The organism is Synechococcus sp. MVIR-18-1 (assembly GCF_014279835.1).
GTDB lineage: Bacteria > Cyanobacteriota > Cyanobacteriia > PCC-6307 > Cyanobiaceae > Synechococcus_C.
In genome coordinates this window covers 1,506,205-1,526,952 of the sequence record NZ_CP047942.1, presented here as the reverse complement: position 1 = coordinate 1,526,952, position 20,748 = coordinate 1,506,205, and the positions used below count along the sequence as shown (strand labels likewise).

The window sequence follows — 20,748 nt, the reverse complement described above, 5'->3', positions numbered from 1 at the left end:
GGGTTCATGACTTTGACGCACTGTCCGCTTTGTATTGGCTTAGCGCTGCTTTCAGCGATTCGCACTACGGCTCATCTCGTGATGATTGCTCAACTCGAGCGTCGAACTGCAGAGAAGTTTGAGCATCCAGCAAGTGTGCTGGGTACCGTATTTCAACTTTGAAATTGGCAACAGATGATCTCCTCAGTTTGAGTAGAGAAGCAGTGGTCACATTCTGTTGATCAAAGGGAGTTTCATGGAGCCAGTGGTGGTTTTCCACCAGTGGAAGCCACTCGAGGACTTAGGACCTCACCATCTTTGCTCCTTTTTATCGGAGGCCGCTCGTTCAAACGACGGGTTTATACGTGATCTGGCATCACAATGGGTCAGATAGATCAGCATGTTTTAAAAAATAAGGCTGAACACAAAGTAGATAATCAACATAGAATATATCCAAAGTTGCATATGAGGATTAAGTATTGGTTTCGAGCTGAATATTTGAGTCTAGACTTTCAAAGTATTTATATTCTGCGTGATTGCGGAATAATATTTATGGCTTTTGAGAATTTTACTCTAAATATTTAACGAGACGTTTGAATGTTAAATATGATAAAAATAGGCTCGTTTCGATATGTAGCTTTAAAAATCAGCTCAAAATTGAATTAATTGTGGAATGAATTAGATCCTTTCTTTCAGGCAAGGCAAATGAAGGATCATTTATTTGCAATCACCCAAGCAGTGGCAACACGTTGCTTGAGATAGAGATCTGCCAGATGCCTCGCAAGCTCTTGAAGCGCCACAACGTCAGTAGTGGCGTCAATTTGACGCTTAATTGACTCGGTTTCGAACTGCTGAGCGAGAGTTGCTTGCATAAAAATGCCTGCTGATCTCACTACTTTAAAAACTCTTTACGGAGACTGCGGGCCACGGTTGGCCAATGGAGGCGCCAGGATGTAACGAAATCGTTACAAAGCTCATGACTGTTGGCGAACTCGTGCTCGAAACCCTCTCCACTGGTGTGATTACGGAAGATGAGGTCACTTGGCTAACTGATCACCTGCAGACATTTACGCGGCCTGAAGAAGCAGCTGCCATTCGCTTGGGTCGTCTTATGGATGAAGGTCAAGTCAATCTCGGTTGCCGTGTCTCGAAGCGCTGGCTGCATCATCGGGAGGTTCTTGTGGACTGGATTGAACCACTCGGTCGTCACAGCTGATCAGTGTTGAGTGTGGCGACTCGAATGCCGCTACTTTAGATCAAGTTTAGTGATAGCTCTGATTTAAGGAGCGCAAGGCTGAGTCGCTCATTTTCCAAAGCCTCATACCAATTTCTGACTCACTATTAGCTCAGCCTTTGAACTATATTTTCTCTTATAAGTTGCCCATTTTTCACTCATTATTGATCAGGTCTGTCGACTATTTTATCTTTTGCGAATGAAGCCCTGAATCTTTAATCGCTTTTGGCATTATGTACATCTATTTTGCATTTTATTGCTAATGGAATTTTGTCTCTTCACACGAAGCGATTTCATCCATCTTTAGGTGATTTTGCTTATTTTTGAGAGACGGCATTAATTTTTGACTTCTGCTTTGGTTGAAAATTAATTCCATCTTTACTATATTGATAACGTAATTGGTGAAATTTGATGAAAAAATTACGTCCATTGAAGAAACTAGAATTATTAGTTGGAATTGGTTTCTCTTTGATTGGGTTCTTCATTGGCTCACTTTTGATGGGAAACACATTGAATAGTAAAATTCAGCTGGATTCACCTAAGGAAATCAGCGACAATAACTCTAGACCTTATTTAAGTGAGATTGCTCATGATAGTGAAATTCCAAATGTTTCCAATCCTCAAGTAGAGAGCGTTCAACAATTACGAAAAAAAGAGCAACAAACCGCTTCTACCTCTCCCTCTAATGGATTTACGAGTTTGTCTCAAGAAGAGAAGAATTGTGTTATTTGGAAGAATGCATATCCTGAAGCTGCTTATAAGCTCAAGCAAGGTGATGCATGTTACTAATCCATGATGATTACTCTTTTCATTGCACTTTTATTGCTATTTGAAATCAACAATGAACTGAATGGTTCTTTCGTGAAGTTACAAAGTCTGGAGTTTGGAAGCGCTCTCTTCAGACTCCGCTCTTAACCAAAAAAGCTTTTTAGACTGTTTCCATGACCCTAAGAGCTGGGTGGAAAGTCATTGTTTTTTTGTTGCTCTTGTGATTGTTGCTCCCTTAATCGCTTGGTTTATGTGGCCGTCTATTCAAATGCATAGATGGCCACACATCTATCAGCTCACACGTTGCTCCTGAGTTCTTAGAATTTCATAAGCTTTCCATAACCCATCAACCTCTGAGCATGTGAATTGCTTGTCACAAACTCGATATTTCCCATTTCCAACGGCATCGATTGTTGAACCCTTGGATGTTGCGCAGATTCTGCTGAGAAAGGCCACTGGATTGACTCAGTTATCCATGGTCTAGGTCAGCATCGGGGCATTGTGCCCGTTTTGCACCTATTCCTTTTCAGATCGAAATAGATTCTTGCAGAGAATAAAGACTTGGAGCAATGCTTCATCTTTTGATCTTGATGACATGCCTACCAGCTTTACTCTTATTGTTTGGGTTGAATCGATGATTTTTCTATTCCCCATAATAAAGTTTTTGTGGCGAGAACTGATAGGTTTGACTATCTAGTTTTTATTTCGCTTTAGTCCATCCTTTTGTGGCTTTTGCTTTGTCCTTGAGATGCCTTTTATGAATAAAACATTTTTGATCAGATTTGAAATTAACAGAGACTGATTCACTTTCAATAGCATTTGCTGTCTCCACTTCATTTTATTGGTTAGTCTTTACCTACTTTCTCTTCGATCCATTTGATGCATGACGGCAATGTTCACACTTCAGCGCATTGCTACTTAATATGGTGAAAAGACTATTCTCCATGAAAGCAGTTTTTAACGATAACATTCTTGCTGAAAGCAACGATATTGTCTATGTGGATGGAAATCCCTATTTCCCTCGTGAAGCAATGTACGACCAATATTTCCGCGATTCTAGACACACAACGGTGTGTGGTTGGAAGGGTAAGGCGCGCTACTGGGACTTGATTGCTGATGATCAGATTATTACCAATGTGGCTTGGAGCTATGAGACACCAAAGCCTGACGCAGAAGCCATCCGTTATCGGGTTGCTTTCTATTCCGGAAAGGGCATCATCATATCTTGATGGATTTGAGCTACATTTGTTTTTAGCAAGAAATGGTGGCCTGTAAATTTACGTCTTACTGGTTTTAATATGTACTAAGAATAATGCTTCGCTCTGCTCATGGTTCTATTCCATTAGTCGTAGTGGATTCGTAGTTTTTTGACGACCGTACTAAGTGCTTTTAGTTTGACTATGTTGTTTGCAATCCTGTCCATTCTCTATTGCTGACCTATAATCATTTTTTCATTGTGTGCTTATATGGAAAACGAATCATTTGAAGCTTTAGAATCTGGTTTCAAAAATTTGAGCGTAAGTGTTCCTTTGTACCGCATTGTTCGTGATGATCTTCAGGAAGATGCGATCACTAAGCTACAGTTCAATTGTTACAATAGCGCTTATGATGAGCTAGAGCGCTATTATGGCGATTTGTGCTGCTCAGATGAGAGAATCGAATACTCAATTGTATCTATTTGATTGTTTGTCCTGTTTACGTAAACTTCCAGCCGATTAACTTTATGAGCTATGTTTACATTATGTGCTCTTGGGCGAGCTGATTTGTTTTTGATGTGTTGAGACTAAGTATGTGATGAGAATGATTTGTTGTTGCGTTGTCTTGGATTTCGCTAGTGAGTTTATTTCGTGCTGCATTCGCCACCAACTGGTTATTCGTTGGTGCGAACGCCATGCTCCTTGATTATTGTTCCCTTCAATGGCTTCACACAACGTAGTCACAATCTTGAGTGAATCGATACTCACGCTCTGTTGGTAAGAGTCGTCACTATGATCTGCTCATCACATCTCAATGTGATGCAAAAGGCCGGGTGATGGGGATTACTTGGCGGATGACCGCTCTTGTTTCGAGCGGTTTTTTTGTGCTTGCCCAATTTGGCTTATTGGATTGGTTACGTGCTGTCTTATCGTTTTAATATTGTTCTATCGTTGATTCAATTTTTTGCTCTTTATGACTCCAACAAAGATTTTACGTATACTTATTATTGTGGCTTTTCTTGGATTGTCCGTTTTGGCGATCCAGTTGACCAGTGGAGTGAGCAATTCTGAGCCTTCTACTGAGCTTCAAGAGGCTATGCCGGCCTTACAGCAATGATTTTTAGAGAGATGCCTGTTAATGACTTGAAAAAAGTTGTTTTTTGCACGTATCGAGTGTGATTGTGTATCTTACATTCTGCTTGTCGTCTACAACTCTGTAAATCTTTCCCGTAGCCATACATTTTGTCCGAGCATCTACAAATGCTTTGAACTCTGTCTTTCTGGTTACTTCAGGTGTCCAGTTTTCATCGGACAGGTGTTCAATCGTGTACATCAAGATCTAAGCGTTATGGATATGCTGGCCTCTAATGGGACAAAAGTGTGGAATCTACTGATTAACCTTGGGATCACAAAGGCATTTTTAATTGTTCCAACGCGTTTCTTTATTTTTTATTTGATTTCGATTTGATCTCCATGCACTTATGCCAAGAGTTTGAACGGCTTTCTGAACACTGGTGATCTAATTATTTTGGACTTTCTATTGGCTCCAGGCACCTGGTTTGGCGATCAAAGGCTTGTGCCTGACTCATTTTGTTGAGCAGCTTATGGATGTCATGGGTGGAGAGTTCTCCATTCGAAGCCCACTTCATTGATGACAATTCGTATTTTTGAAGAGGGGCTGGCATCGACCATTTGATTAGGTATTTGAGCTTACGTTGAATCTTGAAATCAGAACAGGCTCATCCTTTGTTTTGCCCTTCAGAAATTCTGTAATTCGTTGTTAGCTGATGCGTTCTCTCCTTGCTCGTCGGTTTCTGGTGGTGGGGGTTGTTGAGTGCAGCGTGAGCTGTATCGCCTGGGCATTGCGCATCGGCAGCTCGGGGGAGCATGATGAAGAAAATATGTAGTTTTCCGCCGTGAACCATGGACCCTGCTGCCCCATTCATCAATCCACTCTCGATTCACCTGACTATTGGACAGATCCAGCCTTGATGTCATCTGCTACGCCTGCCTCGTCCACGGAATGGCGTCGTTGGGACATTGAGAGTCGCAGTCGCCACGCCAAGTGGGCAACTCGTCATGGCCAATGACAGACGATACTCAGTTGTTTTATTCGCGGATTGATGAAGCCCTGCGCATGTTCTTTCTATGTTTCATTGAAATTGTTTGCGAAATTGCTTGATTTTTAAGATTAATACGCTTAGTCGCCCTTGTTGTTGTATACATTTGCTTGTTAAGCGTTCATTTTAAGTAACTCTTTATTGGCTTTGTGGAATGACTGATGTTTTCTCTGAGCGGTTAGTCTCTTCTGATGTATTCCTTTCAGTTTTGTTTCTTCAGTCTTTCCATTGATCTTTCGTGGGTTTCTTGAGGAACCTGTACGCTCTTTGCCGAGATGCGTCTCCGTTTTAGGTTGATGACCTAACTGGCTCAGACTGGTCAACTGCTGCAGTCGGTAAGGCAGACTGGGCTTAGGTCAAGGATCCAATCATGGCAACAGCAGAAGAGAAGCGCACCATTACGAAGAAGCGCCTACAGGAACTGCGCAATATGTGTCGTGAGCACTACAACGTGCTCATTGAGGAGGGCACCATGCCTGATGCAGCAGATGTTCGCGTGACCAACCAAAAGCTTGAGGAACTCATGGAACTCCTTGATGGCAAAATTAAATGGGATAACGCCTGATTTGATTGTTTGGCACGACAGGGATTGGCATCATCAACTTCCTTAGTCGTAACCAAGCATCAGACCTTTAAATGTTTGACCTAGTTCGTTTGATGGGTCTCTATACGTTGTGGTTTTTGATTGTCTGGCTGCTTGAGTAAGCCATTGTTGAATTTTTCAATACTCTTTCAATAAAATATGAGGCTACCTGAGCCTTCGTTTTTTTCTAGTAATAATCTTTCTTCTATGTCTTCAGCATCCCAGGGATGAGCCGAATTTTTCTCAACCTTGTCTGCTGCTGAAATGATCGCCTGGGTTGAGTTCAAGCATTGTTGAATGGGCTTCCCCGTTCAAGTTAATTCTATGCATTCATTTGATTTTCTTTTGTGAATTTGATGCTCGACTCTTGTGTATCCAGCTTGTGTTAGGCACTCCAATGACATTTGGCTTGAGGGTTGTGTGCTCACAGCGAGCAGGAGGAACATAGAAGTCTTTGGATCCACCTGCTTTTGGTCTCAGCTTTCCTACCCATCCTCGTGCAATTGGGATAGAACCCTCGCGGCTAGACCTCGTGAAATCCTGCGTTCGATCAATAAGTTGCAAACCCAATTGAACAAAGGGGGGTTGGCTGGGTTCGAGGTCAGCCGACTTTGCAAGAGCATGAGCTCTTGCTTCGTTTTGATTCCTCGTAAGGCATCAATCAGCATGTCTTCGCCTGTTGTGGCTTGAATCGTGCGTTGAGCTGTGCTGGTCATCTGCCAAAGGCTTTCGTTCCTTTGTTCTGGCACGTCTTGCCTTCAATTTGCAAACCTGGTTTCTGTGCCCAATCAACTGCTGCATAGCTGTCGCTTTTCAACGGAGTCCCTACAGCTCCCTTCCCTTTGCCTTGCAACCCTTTTGGGATCTAGCTGACAGGCATTTCTTCTTGTTGATGCGCTTCTGCCTACTGGTCCGCAAGTTTTTCCAGGGAGTTAGCTGTTCGATACATCTGGTGTGAAGCCTGTGGGCTGATTCCGTCAATGGAACTCGCTGAATAGATGCTCCCGTCCCAGGCCAGATATTGAATGCCTTTATCCTCGCTCCACATCCAGCCGAGCACATTAATGAAAGCGCTGCCATCCCTGATGGCGTGGACGTTGGAGAAGGCTTGAAATTCACTAGGAATGTTCATTGCGATTCTGATTATTGGCATGCTCGTTGTTTGCAGTTTGGCAACGGATGTCTTGATGGACCACATCAGTTGCAAGCTGTCTTATCTCTTCCCTTATCGTTTTGCTGTCCATCGCAGCATGCTGATCCAGATTGCAAACAGGGTCCCAACCGGGATCACGATCACGAGGAGTTGACCGATCACCAATTGGCGTACTTCTGGATCCATTGTTTCAGTTCCTCTTGGTTAGCTGCTTGCTATTCGTCAGTGCGATGCGCTGGAACGATCGTCATTCCAATCGGAGCGATGGCAATGAGAGCGAGTTTGATGTGCTGAATTCCGAAAGGAATCCCAATAACGGTCACGAAACAGGCGAGTGCCGAGGTGAGATGGCCAATTGCAAGCCACCATCCAGCCACTAAAAACCAAATTATGTTTCCGATCAGTCCTAACGGGCCGGTGCCTAGATCAACACGTCTGCTGAGGTCGCGTCGGTTTATGGCCTCAAAACCAAAGGGCCACAGAGCAAATGTACCAATCACAAAACATGATCGGCTCCATGGCAATCCCACGATGCTGACGGCTGAGATCAGTCCCACCAGCCACCAGCCCAAGGCCATCGGCAGGCCTCCAAGGACGACCCAAAGAATATTGAGAATAGATTTGAGCATTCTCTCATTCTCACCAGATTCCGGGAATTAGATAAAAACTTTTTGATTTGTAATCTGAAAAGTCTTGATATTTAAATTTCATTGAAGATTCTTTGTCTCGAATGCGTTGAATGTATAAAAAGAAGATGGAAAGTGGCACTAAAAAGGCCCACAATGAACCTGCTACCACGCTAAAGCTTAGGTAGCGCATTAGATCACCTGTGTAATTGACATGCCTTACCCCACTCCAGATCCCGGAGCGCACTAAGCCCACACCGCTTGTTTTTTCTGTTGTTTTTTGTATGTCGGCGGCAGTATTGATTAAGCTACCAAAGTAAAAAAGTGGAAGAGCTGTTGCTGTGGCTGCGATTGATAACTTTGTTGGATTTGTAAAAGCCAAAAATGCTGGTAATGAATAAAAGATGCCCACGATAATGATTGCACCTATGAAACCGGCTGCATCAACCTTTTCTGTGAAAATTTGCTTGCGGCGTTCTGGATATATCTTTTGTTCTAAGAGCCACCATAAGCAATAGCTGATGTGCATGCATGCGTAGAGGATTTGCCTCTGCCCATTGATGCCAAAAAATAAAGATAAACCAATGATGACTGCAATCGTGATTACTTTTGCCCAGTTAATCGCTGTAAGTTGGGTTTGCATTATAGGCTAGGTATTATTTTTTTAACAGTTTGATTACAACTAGAGTTGTGCAGATTGCGAGTATCCACCAAATCCAAGTTGCGCTTGTTACGACTGCAAGCGCAATCCCCACAACCAAGAAGATTAAAAATTGATTGAGGGTCATGGGCTCTACAGGTGGTTCTTCATTCTGAATGCAACCCGGCGCTCTTCAATCTGTGATCGAAACTTCCGGTTGATCCTGGCTTGGGAAACGGACAACCAGAAGGTCTTCACCTGTGATGGAGCCATTGGCGTCAAGAAGTTCAGGATGGGTGGTCAGCAAGCCTGTGCGGTCTGTGCGACGCGTTGATTTGGCTGGCCCAGAGCTCAAGCGCATCATTCGGAAAGCCTGAACTAACAGAAAGACAAAAACGGATCCATAGACCAAGGGGAAAAGCGCAGAAAGCATGACATAAAACCCTATTGTTACGAAACGTTAACGGGTTTCTTGCTGCTTCGCGTTTCTGAATCAGCTGGAAACTGGAAGTTTCCTTGGTTTTGCCCTTGCTTTGAGTCAGCTTTGGGACATGACGATCTCTCTTCAATTGGCTGTGGCCCGATGCACCGCTCGCGGTTTGATCAATGGAACGGCTGCTGCTGACTACAGCGAGGTCATCAGTCTCCACCGAATGATGCAGCTTGAAGGTGAAACGGTTCTTGCTGCTGGATTGTTGGCGCTGGCCCGCTCATTGAATCCAACTGGGGCCATGCGTGATGTTTCAGCCCATGCACGTCACCCGTTGGCTAAGCCAAATGCTTGAGCCTTCGACCTGGACCTGGACCTGGACGTGGAGTGGTTCAGTCGAAGAACGGGTTTCAGACGAATGATTAGAGACGAGAAGCTGGATCGAACTGTGGTTTGAAACGGCTTGACGCAGTTTCTTGATGTAGCAACCAGCTTTGGAGTTGGGTCACGCACGCATCGGTTGATTCATAGGGAAGAACGTTGCGCCCATCAATACTTGCGCTTACAGCATTCGGCAGCTGCTGCGCATAGGCGTGGATACGTTCTTGAGCATCATCCCAATTCTTGGAACGGCCGATACCGGTTGCCTTGAGCCCAAACAACAGCCAAATCGGTTGTTTGATGTCTTGCCATTGCTTGGTCCAGTTGCGTCTCCAAAAACCAGCTAAAAAAGAAAATGTTGCCCAGCGTGTTGTCATATTGGCTGCTTCTTGTCCCAACGTGTCGAGCCATTCGGAGTCAACATCTTTGTGGTTAGCAAATAAATTATTGATTGAAAATGATTTTAAAAATGCACGGCGGCGTGCATAGCGGTAAAACAAAGAACCGATGGGTCCTTGAAACAGCAATCTCCAAAGCAGTTGAGATTGCATTTTTGGAAAAGGTTCCTCAAGAATGCGCCAACTTGGTGGGCTGATGGCGACCAAGCCTGAGACGAGTTCCGGTGCGGTCTCGAGCACAGCTAAAGCGATTGGAAGAGAGGCGCCTTGCGAGACCAGAACCGCTGGGGCGTTGTTGTGTTCTTTCAGTAGATCGATGAGGTGTGCTGCCCAATCCTCAGGGGCAAGCTGTTGATTTGGATGCTCGCTCCCACCGCATCCGAGTAGGTCTGGAGCGAGCAGGGCTGTCGTGTTGTCTGAGGCTCGCCAACAGGTGATAAAACGATCCCAAAACCGACTGGATAAGCCAACGCCAATGGGATGGATGAGGAGCAAGCGTTCTGCCTTCAAGACCCGACACCGCAGGCAATACGAGCACCGCCTCCGCCTAGGGGAGGCGTGTCGGTGTAAGTGTCACCCCCTGCATGCACCACAAGGGCACGGCCACGCAGGTCAGAGGCCTTGAGCCTGGGTGCCACAACGCTTGTGGTGGTATTTCCATCTCGGTCCACCACTAATCGGCTGAGGTCACCGCGATGGCCATTGCCGAAAGGTCCGAGATGGGTGTCTGTTTGGTCAGGATCCCAATGTCCGAGTGCTGCCAGACCGGCAATGGAGGCCCCTTCAGCGTTGGTTTGTGGATCACACTGAGCTCCAGCATGCAAGTGGAACCCATGCTCGCCCTCGCTCAGGCCGCTGAGTTCAGGAATAATCACCAACCCTTGGTCTGTGTCTCGGGCACTGATCGTGCCAATGGATTCACCGATTCCCTCGGCGTTGATGCTGTTCATCGTGACTTCAATCGTGCTCGCTTGTACGGCTGAAGGCAGCAGCAATGCCAGGCACAAAGCTAGGAGCGCACCAAGTCGGTACATGGGGTTTCTACGGATGCACTCATTTTGTCTGGATGATGGCTCTAACTGCTAGCGCGCTTGTGCATCAGCAAGGGAGCGGCCTTTCCAGGTCCAGCCCCTTCCCGTAAGGCTCTTCCAAACGGATGTGGGTGCGATCAGACCGATGATCATGCCGCCTAACCCCATGAGCCACCAATGGCGTAAAGGCACCGAAAAACGAGCACGGGTCCAGAGGCGAACGCTCAGCTGCATCAGGATTGCGATCAATCCGAGACCAGCATCACTAAGCCAAAGGATCTGATCCTGGCTGCTCAGACATGCCATCGTCAGGCTGGCTGGCAAAAGCAGCCATGGCAGCGTGAACATCAACAGCACCACTCCGCCAGCTCCAAGGGATTTGCTGATGCTGCGATCAAGACCGAGATACCAGTTTTTGCTCCAGCCTTCCCAAAGAGCCTGGAGATTGGCGTACATCTGCAGGTCGACTGCATCGATTCCAAGCACGTATCGCAAGCGAAATCCCCCCTCTTTAATCCGACGCGCTAACGCGAGATCTTCTACAACCTCTCCGGCAAGGGCCCTGTGGCCGCCAATCGCGTTGTAGCTGTCCCTGCGGAACAACATGAAGGGTCCTGCGGCAAAGGCCACCGTTGAGGCAGGGTCGTTGGCTTCAAGAATCGGAAACCCAAGCCCTAACAAGCTCGCCATGATCGGTTGGACCATCCATTCGGCGAGACAGCCACAGGTCAGGCGTGGAGCCAGGCTGAATAAATCGGCGTTCTCATTGATGCTCTGATGGAGTGCGCGACGGATGGCATCGGGTGCCAGGGTCACATCTGCGTCGATGAACAGCACCCACTCGCTGTTGACCTGCTCCATCGCTTGACAGCAACCCCAGTTTTTTCCAACCCAGCGCTCTCCTTTTGGTCGATGGCCAGCTTGGAGAACCGTTGCACCAGGTTGGTCAGCTCCAGCGACGGTAACAATCGCCTGTTCTGCAATCTTGACGGTGTTGTCGCTGGACTGATCATCGACAACGATGACCTCCCATCGAGAGCAAGGCCGTTCAGACATCAGGACGTGAGTCAGGCAACCCTCAATGTTTTGTTCTTCATCGAAGGCTGGGATTACAACGCTGAGACTGGTGTCCGTGATGTCCCGATCGTTGCTGTCCCAGAGCGTTGGAGCAGAGGCAAACACGCGTTGTAGGCCTAAAAGAAGGATGCTCAATCCAATCGCGGCCGCTAGAGCTGTGACTCCTGCAACCAAAGCCACAATCTGGAGCAGGTTCAAGAGCTAGGCGGCGTCTGCTGACTACTTTGACCAACGCCTGCCTCGATGTTGTCTTTGCAGGTCGAGCAAAGCAGATGACCCTTGTGTTTCCAGTAGGTACGGGTGGAACGTTCGATCGTTTGCCTGCAGATCAAACACTGAAACATGGGGCTCATGATTTTCAATTCCATCACGCTTCCCTCTTATCCCACGTGCCCGATCCACGTTTTGTTCATGCAGATGCGATTTGACGATGCCTCGCTCTTCATGTCTTCAGCGTCTTCTTTCGTCCCCAGTGCTCGTCCCACTGTTTGTTGTTTTGAGCGATGCGTGATTCGTTGCTTATCGACGTTTTCGTTCACGACGATTTTCTTTTCTCGTTCCCCCGTATTGATAACCAGGCTGGTGTTGCAGCTTGTTCCAGCAGCTGGGGCATGCAAATTGCCAGTTGGGTTGGCCTGTAATTTTTATTCTGTAGTGAATGGGCCCGTGACTGGAGCATTGATCACAAGCATGAGATTGGGATCGTTTGTGTTTGCCACGGGAGTGCCAATCCTTTAAAAACTTCAACTCTTCCTTTGTGGAGTCTCTCCCCAGTGCGGCATTGCGTTGGGGATAACGTCCATATCGCTGGATCAAGGTCTTGTTGCGATCAGCGACTGCAACCGTGGCGGGGTCGCTCCAGCGCTCCATGAACGAGATCGCATCCAGGATCACCCCCAGCTCCTCGCTGTGAAGCATTGGCATCAACCAGAACTGCCGACGCACCCGTTCTGGTTCTTCATCGAGCCATCCCTCTGCAATCGCTTGGCGGGTCAGTCTCAGGGCGTAAGGATCGCCTGCAAACGCTTTGGGTTCATGTCTCCAGATCTGCCGGGTGAATTGATCCATCATCAAAACCAGCGCTAATGCGCTGGTTGGGTGCTTCTCCCAGTGACTCAGTTCACCGTTCAATGCTGAACATGTGAGCTTGCCGAAGCGGTCCAACACCACGGTGTCAAAGTCCGCATTTCTGCGAAACCATTGGTGCGGGCGACAATCTTGAAACCAGAAGCGGAGAACCGCATTCGGCCTGGTCTCCATTAGCTGCTTTGACGCACTGCCTTTACGGCCAAGCCTGCTTCCGCGCTGGTCACAGCGGCCAGAGCAATCAAGCCAATGAGCCCAACGAGTTGGTTTTGTGGTTCAGCTTCAGCTGCGGAGTTTTGAGCTAAAACGGCTCCCACCACAAACCAGGTCGTGGCGAGTAGGGAGGTGATCCAGTAAGCCTTCCAACGTCGCTGATACAAATAACCAGCTCCAAGACCGGGCACCACGTTCAGCACAACCGCTACCCAGCCAGCTGATGCAGCGAGCACCTGATCTTTTGTCGGTGTCATCAAAACGCTCCTTCTTGACAACACTCTGTCGTGTGAGGTGCTTGGGTGGGGTGAACGGCTTCTCCTGCCTTGCGCTCTCTGCTCTCGTTTTGCTTGGTGGCGTTGTTGTGGCTTGCGCCATGCTCTCCTGCGCTAGCCACTAGCTATTGGTGTGAAGGAGATCTGCTCACTGCGGAGCGAACCAATTTGGGTCAGGAGGCGATCGGCGCTGTTTTGGAACCGATCCCGAACAGTGCTGATGGAACGGTTCCTGGCGATGGAATCCTTTTGCATTGGCGGGACCTCAATCTGCAACTGCCCCGCACCAACAATGCTGGACCACCCAGCTACACCGATGGACGTTGGTGGTGGCGGGTGGAGGATGCGGATCATCCTGAATTCCGCCAAAGGAAAGCGTCGATTGAAACCTATGCCTGTGAGGCTCAACTGGAGGGTGCTAACCCTCTCAACAACAGGAATTCATAGATCGCGACTGCGCCCACCAAGAGTCCAATAGCTCCAACTACAAGCTTGCCGTTCATCGACGAATTCTCCGCAGCCACCATCATGGAGGTATTCACAACTTTGTCGTGCACGGTTCTGCCTGGATCTTGTTGGCTTGGTTCGTCGTCGCGATTGCTTGCGCAACACGTTTCTGGCGGATCACAGCAGCCTTTCGTCGAAACAATGGGCTGGCTGAGCCCTCTAGCAAAGCGATGAGAGAGTCACTGGAACGGGCATGGGAGCGAAGTCCCCGTTGAGAACGGAGATACCGTGGGGATATGGATCCTTCTTCCAGTACGGACAAACTTGAACGTGAGTTCAAGCAAGCACAACAATTTGGACGTTGGCTGAGCGATGAAGAGCGTTTGGCTTTGGAAGAGGAGGAGACCAAAGCGTTGAGGGTGATCGAACAGCAACGTCAGAGACGTGTGCGTTTGATCATTTTGACAGGTGTTTGTGTGCTGATTCCTCCTTTATGGGGACTTGCGGCAGGACTTAGTTTTTACTTGTTATTCCCAGAAACAGCTAAACGAGTGGCCTTGATTGCTGGAGGTGGTCTTATTCTCCTTTCAGTTTTATCCGCTTTAACAATGGGATTGATAATAATGAGTATTATGTACCTACTTTTTTGAATAATAAATTTTTAGAAACGTGGTTGGTGCACTCTGTTGATACTGAATCTTCTAGCTGCAATGGATAGAGGGATTCAAAGCTTAAGAATTAGCCAAGCGAGTGAGCAGCTCAATACCAATGAAATGATTCCAGCAACCGCTTTCCAGAAGCGAGGATCATTTGTTTGAAACATGGGAAGGTGCTGACCAGGTCCGTCAGGATGACAGCTGGATCGTTCCGGCTTCAACGCGTTTCAAAAGATTGCTCCTCAGTTTTTGATCCTGTTCATCCAATCCGTGGTTCAGCAAAACTTCGCGATAGTGCTCAACACTGATTTGGTTGTGCAAGGTGGCATCCAAGTAAAGCTCAACCATGACGCGTAGACATGAAGTTCTGTAAAGCTACGCGTCTTAATCGGCGACTGCGTGCAAATTTTTCGTTCGGTTCTCCCCGGCTCAGTGATAGCAGCAGCTTGATGGTCCCGGTTCAGCTGAAGCTTGAACTCCGTTGCTTGTATCTTTCGCTTATGGATCATCGCCTGCGTCAATACAGCCGTTTTGGCCTAAGGGGTTTGCGAATCGGGGCAAGCACTTTGGCGTTGGTTTCGTTGCTGCGCTCAGAATGGGCGGCGGGAGCAGGAGCGTCGTTGGCCTGGTTCCTGTTTGTTCAAGTTGAGCGACGTTGGACCGATCAATCTGAAAGCGACTGATTTTTGCTCATGATGAATGGGCCTTCGGCTCAGCCCTTGATTTCGGCTGAGATTTTGATGACTCCTGGACATTCGTTGGTAATAACTTTTAGTCCTATTAATTGGATGCCGCTTGGGGTTGTGATGCAGCAGCTATGAATGTTTCTCATAGATGATTTTGAAGACACTTTTCGCAATAGAAAATGTTGGGTGTTGTTGTTTAGTTAAGACGCAATAGATGTGGACTGCTGATTTCATTGATCGCTTGACAAGTCTCAATCAAGCGTCATCGGCCTTATGGTGGCAATCTGCAGGTTTTTAATGCCTGATCAGCTGTTCCCTGGGATGTTTTGTCTGATGGCGCCATCACTGGATCGCCCAACAAAAATCTGTGCCGTCTGTGGGCGCCCATTCCAATGGCGTCGTAAATGGAAAGATGTTTGGGATGAAGTGCGTTACTGCTCTGAGCGCTGCAGGCGCCGGCGCGGAGCCACTGCAGCAAAACCATCCTCGTGAATACAAGCTCATCCAATCACAGATATGGCTAATATGAGCATCATTAACAACTTTTTGGCGGGAATATTGGGGAGACGTATTTTGCGTCAGGTGGCTACGATTATTCTCGCTTTGCCTATGGCTGTTGCCTGCTCAAGTCAGGGTACGTTGTCTAATAAATCAGGAAATAGTGCTGATAATCGTCCAGTTGTTCTGACAACATTCACGATCCTCGCTGATATGGCACGTCAGGTGGCTGGTGATCGTTTGCAAGTTAGATCGATTACCAAGCCGGGTGCAGAAATTCATGGATATGAGCCTTCACCGCGGGATTTAGAGCAAGCCTCAGGTGCAGACTTAATTGTTGAAAATGGGTTGGGTTTGGAGCTATGGGCTCGCCGCTTTGTTCAATCCGCTGGTGATGTGCCCACTGTCACTCTCACCGAGGGAATGCAGCCATTGCTCATTGAGGGTGATGCCTATGCCGGTAAGCCCAATCCCCATGCCTGGATGTCACCCCTGAGAGCTCAGGGATATGTGGATCGACTTGTGGATGCGTTTTCTCAACTCGATCCAGAGGGAGCCCAGTTGTATCGCAACAATGGTGATAGCTACAAGCTCCAGTTGGAAAACCTGGATGCTGAATTACGTAACCTCCTCGCTGTCATTCCCCAGCAGCAGCGCGTTCTCGTGAGCTGTGAAGGGGCCTTTTCTTATTTAGCTCAAGACTATGGATTTGATGAGGCCTATTTGTGGCCGGTTAATGCTGAGAGCCAGATCACTCCAAGACGTATGGCTCGATTAATCGAGCGTGTGAAGAAAGATCAGGTCCCCGCGGTGTTTTGTGAAACAACAGTGAGTGATAAAGCTCAACGGGAGGTGGCTCGTGCCTCGGGAGCTCGTTTCGGTGGCAGCTTCTATGTGGACTCTTTATCAAAACGCAACGGTCCTGCACCAACTCTGCTCGACCTTCAACGCCACAATGTGAAACTTATTAGGCAGGGGTTGGCTGCATCCGCCGAAACGTCCTTATGACCCAAAGTGAATTGATGCGGATCGAGGCCGATCAGATCTGTGTTGACTACAACGGCACAGTTGCCCTCTACGACGCTTCTCTTCATCTTCCTTCGGGGTGCATCTGTGGATTGGTAGGGATGAATGGGTCCGGTAAGTCGACCCTTTTCAAGGCTCTGACTGGTTTCATTCGCCCTTCGCGTGGACACATCAGAATTAACGGTCGCAGCGTTGCCCGGGCTCAGCGCGATCAAGCCGTTGCCTATGTGCCTCAGAGTGAAGGGATCGATTGCGATTTCCCCGTCTCTGTTTGGGATGTGGTGATGATGGGCCGCTATGGAGCCATGAATGTGCTCCGGATTCCACGGCAGTCAGACAGGGTTGCGGTTCGGGATGCTCTTGAGCGCGTTGAGCTTCTTGATCTCAGGGATCGTCCGATCGCTGCTCTCTCTGGAGGTCAACGCAAACGGACATTTTTGGCAAGAGCTATTGCACAGCGCGCATCGGTTTTGTTGTTGGACGAACCCTTCAATGGTGTGGATGTTCGTACGGAAAAGTTGATGGCAGAACTGTTTTTTCAGTTGCGTACGGAAGGACGCACCATTTTGATTTCAACGCATGATCTCAGTCATGTCAGAGACTTCTGCGATCTCACGGTTCTGATCAATAAAACGGTTTTGGCTTACGGTGAAACATCGGAGGTGTTCACTCCGGAAAATCTTTCTTTGGCCTTTGGGGGCCTCCCTCCGGACTTATTAACCGGAAATAGTTCCTCGGAGGACGCTTGACCACATTTTTGCTCGAGCCTCTTCAGCATGCCTTCATGGTGCGGGCACTGCTAATCAGCGCCACCGTTGGTGGCGTCTGCGGTCTCCTCTCTTGCTACATGACCCTCAAGGGATGGGCGCTGATGGGTGATGCGGTATCTCATTCTGTGTTGCCAGGAGTCATCCTTGCCTATGCCATTGGGTTGCCTTTTTCAGTTGGGGCCTTTGTGTTTGGTGTGGGATCAGTCGCCACGATTGGTTTTGTGAAGCAGAAATCCCGAATCAAAGAAGATACGGTGATTGGCCTTGTGTTTACGGGTTTCTTCGCTCTAGGACTGGTGTTGGTTTCGAAGACGCGTAGCAATATTGATCTCACCCATATTCTTTTTGGCAATGTACTTGGGATCTCTATTGCTGATATTCAACAAACGGTTCTGATATCAGTTCTGGTCACGGCTGTTCTTTTGTTGTTTCGTCGTGATCTGTTGTTGTTTTGTTTTGACCCCACGCATGCACGCTCGATTGGAATCAACACGGGTGTTCTCCACTACCTCCTTCTCTCCGTACTTTCTCTTGCTGCGGTTGCTGGATTGCAAACGGTAGGCATCATTTTGGTGGTGGCCATGCTGGTCACGCCTGGGGCTACCGCTTACCTATTAACCGATCGCTTTGATCGAATGAGTTGGTTGGCGATTGGCAGCAGCATTCTTTCCAGCCTTCTTGGGGTGTATACAAGTTATTGGACTGATAGTTCAACAGCTGGTTGCATCGTTCTTGTCCAGACAGGTTTGTTTGTGATTGCTTTCCTCTTTGCTCCTAAGCACGGGATCTTGCGCCATCGATTCGCATCGTCGCTGCCCATTTCAACCTTGCCCAATCGGTGAGATCCTGATTTAAGACTTGGATCTGCACTGGTTGGATCGTTTTGTATCGCACTTCAGCACCATTTGAGGCTTGATGTGTAGCGCAGCTGTCTAGCGCGGCCTGATGCATCAAACTCAACTGGTTGCAATCAAATCTGAGATGCGTCTCTCTCCCTCCGCTGGACTGCTTTTGGGCTTGCTGGCTTTGACGACTCCAGCAATCGCTCATCACGAGATAGGTTCTGACCACAGCGACACGTTGCTGTCGATGGAGATGGAGCCTTCCGCATCAAAAGCTGGAACGGAGCCCATCAAAGCGATGTATGACACCAAGGCAGAAGCCGAGGAGGCCGCAGCTTTGTTCAACTGCAAGGGGGCCCACCAGATGGGGGCGAAATGGATGCCTTGCAACGCTCATAACCATGGCTCAAGTGCAGGGCACTGACCTTGAACTGAGGTAGAACATTATTTCGGTTCTAGTGGGATTCAGTCACTAGAGGTAACGGGGAAAGAGCGGTGAAAATCCGTCGCTGTCCCGCAGCTGTGAACTGCTGAAATTCATCAGCAGAAGTCAGAACGCCCGCCGATTTTTTAACCGACGAGGATCGACCATTGATGTTCAAAAGAAGCACCAGAGCCCTTTTCGGTCTCGGAGTTGTTGCTGTAACCGGATTGTTACTCACGTTTGCAGGGCCCGCTGTTGCCCACCATCCCTTTGCGATGGCTGAAGGGGGTGACATGAATGCGCTTCAAGGATTGATCAGTGGGATTGGCCACCCCCTGCTCGGACCTGACCATCTCCTCTTTCTTCTGGCGATTGGATTGATCGGACTTAGGCGCCCAGTGGCTTGGGTTCTTCCCCTTTTGGCTTTCGCCCTTGGAGGGGCGGTATTAACGCAAATCTTTCCTCTGCCCTCCAGTCTTGCGCCTGCTGCTGAGGTGCTTGTTTCACTGACTTTGGCGGTTGAGGGTTTGATCGCTCTCAACATCATTCCTGCAGGAATCTTGCTGCCGGTTATTGGATTGCACGGATATCTGCTCGGTGGCGCGATCGTTGGAGCTGAATCCACGCCTCTATTCACTTACTTCTTGGGTCTTTTGATTGCCCAAGGTGCCTTACTTCTTGCTGTCAGCCTTGCCTCGAAGCGATTGCTGGATGCTCTTGGAGCTGAGGGCAAGCGTGTGGCAGCAGGGATTTGGATTGGTATCGGTGGAGCATTCGCCTGGGCTGCCCTGGTGGCTTGACGACTCTCAGATTCATTCCATAACGATCTGCAGCAACGTCACCACCGGTGCTTCAGATCTCCTGAGAATGGTGACAATTGATTTGGGGCACCATGCGTTTTTTGCTATCCGCTGTTTTTGCTTTGGTGCTGGTCTTGAGCATGCCCATGCGTGCGATGGCCTCTGACACCGTTAGGGGCGGTCAGATTTTTAATACCAATTGCGCCGCATGCCATGCCGGCGGTGGAAACATTGTGAAGAGTGAGCGCACGTTGCGGCAGGCCGACCTTGAGGCGTTCCTTCCTAACTACTTGACTGGTCATGAGACCGGAATCGTGGCTCAGGTCACCTATGGGCGTAACGCGATGCCTGCATTCCTGGATGTGCTTAGTGAGAATGAAATTGCTGATGTTGCTGCCTACGTTGAAGATCAAGCCAGCCATGGCTGGAGTTAACAGCTTCACCGCTTGATGACACGCTTCGCTACAGGCTGGGCCATCTTTCAAGGCCTCTTAATCGAAGCGCTTCCTTTTTTGCTTTTGGGCGTTTCGATTGCTGGCCTGGCGAGATGGCTTGTCCCCCAGTCCACTTGGATTAAGCGCCTGCCTCGCCATCCACTCTTGGCGCCAGTGGTTGGAGCCTTGCTTGGTTTCGCTTTGCCGGCTTGTGAATGTGGGAACGTTCCTGTCGCGAGACGTTTGCTTGCAAGCGGAGCGCCGTTGGGGACTGGTTTTGGTTTTTTGTTCGCAGCGCCGGTTCTCAATCCGATTGTGTTGGCGAGCACTTGGGCTGCCTTCCCTGATCAGACCTGGTTGCTTTGGGGGCGACCAATCGGTGCTTTTCTGATTGCGATCGCGCTCAGCGCTCTGCTGGGGCTGCTGCCTGAGTCGAGGTTGTTGGCGTCTGCCTTGCTCGAGGAAAGAAGACTGAGTCAACCCCTTTCTCGGGTGGGACTGCTTGAACGTGGCAGTGGACTGGTTGGTGTGAGCTTCAATGCTTCTGAACGTCGGTTCGAGGAGGTGCCGCTTCGGCCTGCGGAGCTGCTCCAACACAGCACGCGTGAATTCTTGAGCCTGCTCACCCTGCTCGTGTTTGGCTGTGCCCTTGCCGCTGCGGTGCAAACCTGGTTGCCGCGCAGTTGGCTGCTGGCTTTGGGCTCAGGCCCCACCGTTTCGGTGCTAGCTCTGATGCTCTTGGCACTCGTGGTTTCGGTTTGTTCCAGCGTTGATGCATTTCTTGCGCTTGGCTTTGCCGCCCAGGTCACGCCTGGTGCCTTGTTGGCCTTTCTGCTGCTTGGTCCAGTGGTGGATCTCAAGCTTGCTGGCTTGTTCACTGTGCTTCTTTCAACGCGAGCCATTGCCATCACCGCAGTTGCAGCATCGTTGCTCGTTCTCTTGATCGGGCAATGGGTCAATCTTGTGCTGCTGTAA

31 protein-coding genes and 1 riboswitch are annotated in these 20,748 nt (G+C 48.6%); of the genes, 18 read left to right on the top strand and 13 right to left on the bottom strand.

The features are described from left to right. Positions 1-6: 6 nt before the first annotated feature. Positions 7-162 carry a hypothetical protein gene (locus SynMVIR181_RS08115; RefSeq protein WP_186523170.1) on the top strand — a complete coding sequence of 52 codons (156 nt, stop codon included), beginning with the start codon at positions 7-9 and terminating at the stop codon, positions 160-162. A 530-nt stretch (positions 163-692) separates the two neighbouring features. On the opposite strand, the gene SynMVIR181_RS08110 is transcribed toward SynMVIR181_RS08115, so the two are convergent. Further along, positions 693-851, bottom strand: coding sequence for a hypothetical protein (locus tag SynMVIR181_RS08110; RefSeq protein ID WP_186523169.1), 159 nt, complete (start codon positions 849-851; stop codon positions 693-695). A 104-nt stretch (positions 852-955) separates the two neighbouring features. On the opposite strand from SynMVIR181_RS08110, the gene SynMVIR181_RS08105 reads away from it, so the two are divergent. The 4 genes from SynMVIR181_RS08105 (at position 956) to SynMVIR181_RS08090 (ending at position 5,862) form a co-directional block, all read left to right on the top strand. Further along, positions 956-1,195: a hypothetical protein gene (locus tag SynMVIR181_RS08105; protein ID WP_186523168.1), complete on the top strand. Its 240-nt coding sequence runs from the start codon at positions 956-958 to the stop codon at positions 1,193-1,195. Between the two features lie 429 nt (positions 1,196-1,624). After that, positions 1,625-2,002 carry a hypothetical protein gene (locus SynMVIR181_RS08100; RefSeq protein WP_186588874.1) on the top strand — a complete coding sequence of 126 codons (378 nt, stop codon included), beginning with the start codon at positions 1,625-1,627 and terminating at the stop codon, positions 2,000-2,002. Positions 2,003-2,925: 923 nt separating this feature from the next. Further along, positions 2,926-3,210: a DUF427 domain-containing protein gene (locus SynMVIR181_RS08095; RefSeq protein ID WP_186588873.1), complete on the top strand. Its 285-nt coding sequence runs from the start codon at positions 2,926-2,928 to the stop codon at positions 3,208-3,210. 2,457 nt (positions 3,211-5,667) lie between these two features. Then, entirely contained in the window at positions 5,668-5,862 is a 195-nt protein-coding gene (locus tag SynMVIR181_RS08090) for a hypothetical protein (protein ID WP_006853133.1), read from the top strand. A 167-nt stretch (positions 5,863-6,029) separates the two neighbouring features. Here SynMVIR181_RS08090 and SynMVIR181_RS08085 read toward each other — a convergent pair whose 3' ends face one another. The 6 genes from SynMVIR181_RS08085 to SynMVIR181_RS08060 form a co-directional block, all read right to left on the bottom strand. Beyond that, complete coding sequence (locus SynMVIR181_RS08085; RefSeq protein WP_186588872.1) at positions 6,030-6,167, bottom strand: hypothetical protein; 138 nt, start codon at positions 6,165-6,167, stop codon at positions 6,030-6,032. A gap of 198 nt (positions 6,168-6,365) precedes the next feature. After that, entirely contained in the window at positions 6,366-6,596 is a 231-nt protein-coding gene (locus SynMVIR181_RS08080) for a hypothetical protein (RefSeq protein WP_186588871.1), read from the bottom strand. A 188-nt stretch (positions 6,597-6,784) separates the two neighbouring features. Continuing rightward, positions 6,785-7,078: a hypothetical protein gene (locus tag SynMVIR181_RS08075; RefSeq protein ID WP_186588870.1), complete on the bottom strand. Its 294-nt coding sequence runs from the start codon at positions 7,076-7,078 to the stop codon at positions 6,785-6,787. Between the two features lie 170 nt (positions 7,079-7,248). Further along, on the bottom strand, positions 7,249-7,662 hold the full coding sequence (locus SynMVIR181_RS08070) for a YccF domain-containing protein (protein ID WP_186523158.1): 414 nt from the start codon (positions 7,660-7,662) through the stop codon (positions 7,249-7,251). A gap of 10 nt (positions 7,663-7,672) precedes the next feature. Then, positions 7,673-8,302 carry an isoprenylcysteine carboxylmethyltransferase family protein gene (locus SynMVIR181_RS08065; protein ID WP_186588869.1) on the bottom strand — a complete coding sequence of 210 codons (630 nt, stop codon included), beginning with the start codon at positions 8,300-8,302 and terminating at the stop codon, positions 7,673-7,675. A gap of 190 nt (positions 8,303-8,492) precedes the next feature. Beyond that, positions 8,493-8,732 carry a DUF2973 domain-containing protein gene (locus SynMVIR181_RS08060; protein WP_186588868.1) on the bottom strand — a complete coding sequence of 80 codons (240 nt, stop codon included), beginning with the start codon at positions 8,730-8,732 and terminating at the stop codon, positions 8,493-8,495. Positions 8,733-8,850: 118 nt separating this feature from the next. Between SynMVIR181_RS08060 and SynMVIR181_RS08055 the strand changes: the two genes are divergently transcribed. Beyond that, positions 8,851-9,084 carry a hypothetical protein gene (locus SynMVIR181_RS08055; protein WP_186588867.1) on the top strand — a complete coding sequence of 78 codons (234 nt, stop codon included), beginning with the start codon at positions 8,851-8,853 and terminating at the stop codon, positions 9,082-9,084. A 67-nt stretch (positions 9,085-9,151) separates the two neighbouring features. Here SynMVIR181_RS08055 and SynMVIR181_RS08050 read toward each other — a convergent pair whose 3' ends face one another. The 5 genes from SynMVIR181_RS08050 to SynMVIR181_RS08030 all read right to left on the bottom strand — a co-directional run bounded on the left by SynMVIR181_RS08050 (position 9,152) and on the right by SynMVIR181_RS08030 (position 13,172). Then, positions 9,152-10,018, bottom strand: coding sequence for an alpha/beta fold hydrolase (locus tag SynMVIR181_RS08050; RefSeq protein ID WP_255444217.1), 867 nt, complete (start codon positions 10,016-10,018; stop codon positions 9,152-9,154). Then, complete coding sequence (gene sodC, locus SynMVIR181_RS08045; RefSeq protein ID WP_186588866.1) at positions 10,015-10,542, bottom strand: superoxide dismutase family protein; 528 nt, start codon at positions 10,540-10,542, stop codon at positions 10,015-10,017. Before sodC ends, SynMVIR181_RS08050 begins: the two co-directional genes overlap by 4 nt. 48 nt (positions 10,543-10,590) lie before the next feature. Continuing rightward, complete coding sequence (locus SynMVIR181_RS08040) at positions 10,591-11,799, bottom strand: glycosyltransferase family 2 protein (protein WP_255444512.1); 1,209 nt, start codon at positions 11,797-11,799, stop codon at positions 10,591-10,593. A 336-nt stretch (positions 11,800-12,135) separates the two neighbouring features. Then, a complete protein-coding gene (locus SynMVIR181_RS08035) occupies positions 12,136-12,876 on the bottom strand; it encodes a DUF924 family protein (RefSeq protein WP_186588864.1) in 741 nt (246 codons plus the stop codon). After that, positions 12,876-13,172 (bottom strand): hypothetical protein, encoded by a 297-nt coding sequence (locus SynMVIR181_RS08030; protein ID WP_186523150.1) that lies wholly within the window; start codon positions 13,170-13,172, stop codon positions 12,876-12,878. Before SynMVIR181_RS08030 ends, SynMVIR181_RS08035 begins: the two co-directional genes overlap by 1 nt. Before the next feature lie 69 nt (positions 13,173-13,241). On the opposite strand from SynMVIR181_RS08030, the gene SynMVIR181_RS08025 reads away from it, so the two are divergent. From SynMVIR181_RS08025 to SynMVIR181_RS08015, 3 genes are all read left to right on the top strand, one after another. Then, positions 13,242-13,637: a hypothetical protein gene (locus SynMVIR181_RS08025; RefSeq protein WP_255444216.1), complete on the top strand. Its 396-nt coding sequence runs from the start codon at positions 13,242-13,244 to the stop codon at positions 13,635-13,637. Positions 13,638-13,741: 104 nt separating this feature from the next. After that, a complete protein-coding gene (locus tag SynMVIR181_RS08020) occupies positions 13,742-13,912 on the top strand; it encodes a hypothetical protein (RefSeq protein ID WP_186523147.1) in 171 nt (56 codons plus the stop codon). A gap of 21 nt (positions 13,913-13,933) precedes the next feature. Then, positions 13,934-14,287: a hypothetical protein gene (locus SynMVIR181_RS08015; RefSeq protein WP_186588863.1), complete on the top strand. Its 354-nt coding sequence runs from the start codon at positions 13,934-13,936 to the stop codon at positions 14,285-14,287. Between the two features lie 195 nt (positions 14,288-14,482). Here SynMVIR181_RS08015 and SynMVIR181_RS08010 read toward each other — a convergent pair whose 3' ends face one another. Next, the gene (locus SynMVIR181_RS08010) at positions 14,483-14,641 is read right to left on the bottom strand and encodes a hypothetical protein (RefSeq protein ID WP_186523145.1); all 159 of its coding nucleotides are present in this window, start codon (positions 14,639-14,641) and stop codon (positions 14,483-14,485) included. A 152-nt stretch (positions 14,642-14,793) separates the two neighbouring features. On the opposite strand from SynMVIR181_RS08010, the gene SynMVIR181_RS08005 reads away from it, so the two are divergent. The 9 genes from SynMVIR181_RS08005 to SynMVIR181_RS07965 all read left to right on the top strand — a co-directional run bounded on the left by SynMVIR181_RS08005 (position 14,794) and on the right by SynMVIR181_RS07965 (position 20,748). Further along, a complete protein-coding gene (locus SynMVIR181_RS08005) occupies positions 14,794-14,976 on the top strand; it encodes a hypothetical protein (protein WP_186588862.1) in 183 nt (60 codons plus the stop codon). Between the two features lie 300 nt (positions 14,977-15,276). Beyond that, positions 15,277-15,471: a DUF2256 domain-containing protein gene (locus SynMVIR181_RS08000; protein ID WP_255444214.1), complete on the top strand. Its 195-nt coding sequence runs from the start codon at positions 15,277-15,279 to the stop codon at positions 15,469-15,471. 117 nt (positions 15,472-15,588) lie between these two features. Then, the gene (locus SynMVIR181_RS07995; RefSeq protein WP_255444511.1) at positions 15,589-16,485 is read left to right on the top strand and encodes a metal ABC transporter substrate-binding protein; all 897 of its coding nucleotides are present in this window, start codon (positions 15,589-15,591) and stop codon (positions 16,483-16,485) included. A 14-nt stretch (positions 16,486-16,499) separates the two neighbouring features. Further along, on the top strand, positions 16,500-17,252 hold the full coding sequence (locus SynMVIR181_RS07990) for a metal ABC transporter ATP-binding protein (protein WP_186525556.1): 753 nt from the start codon (positions 16,500-16,502) through the stop codon (positions 17,250-17,252). 35 nt (positions 17,253-17,287) lie between these two features. Next, a complete protein-coding gene (locus SynMVIR181_RS07985; protein WP_186590571.1) occupies positions 17,288-18,115 on the top strand; it encodes a metal ABC transporter permease in 828 nt (275 codons plus the stop codon). Between the two features lie 139 nt (positions 18,116-18,254). Further along, on the top strand, positions 18,255-18,539 hold the full coding sequence (locus SynMVIR181_RS07980) for a DUF3721 domain-containing protein (protein WP_255444213.1): 285 nt from the start codon (positions 18,255-18,257) through the stop codon (positions 18,537-18,539). Positions 18,540-18,548: 9 nt separating this feature from the next. Then, positions 18,549-18,697: riboswitch (cobalamin riboswitch) on the top strand. Positions 18,698-18,709: 12 nt separating this feature from the next. After that, the gene (locus SynMVIR181_RS07975; RefSeq protein WP_186523142.1) at positions 18,710-19,339 is read left to right on the top strand and encodes a HupE/UreJ family protein; all 630 of its coding nucleotides are present in this window, start codon (positions 18,710-18,712) and stop codon (positions 19,337-19,339) included. Between the two features lie 92 nt (positions 19,340-19,431). After that, positions 19,432-19,773 (top strand): c-type cytochrome, encoded by a 342-nt coding sequence (locus SynMVIR181_RS07970; RefSeq protein WP_186523141.1) that lies wholly within the window; start codon positions 19,432-19,434, stop codon positions 19,771-19,773. A 15-nt stretch (positions 19,774-19,788) separates the two neighbouring features. Beyond that, positions 19,789-20,748, top strand: a complete 960-nt coding sequence (locus tag SynMVIR181_RS07965; protein WP_186588860.1) for a permease — start codon at positions 19,789-19,791, stop codon at positions 20,746-20,748.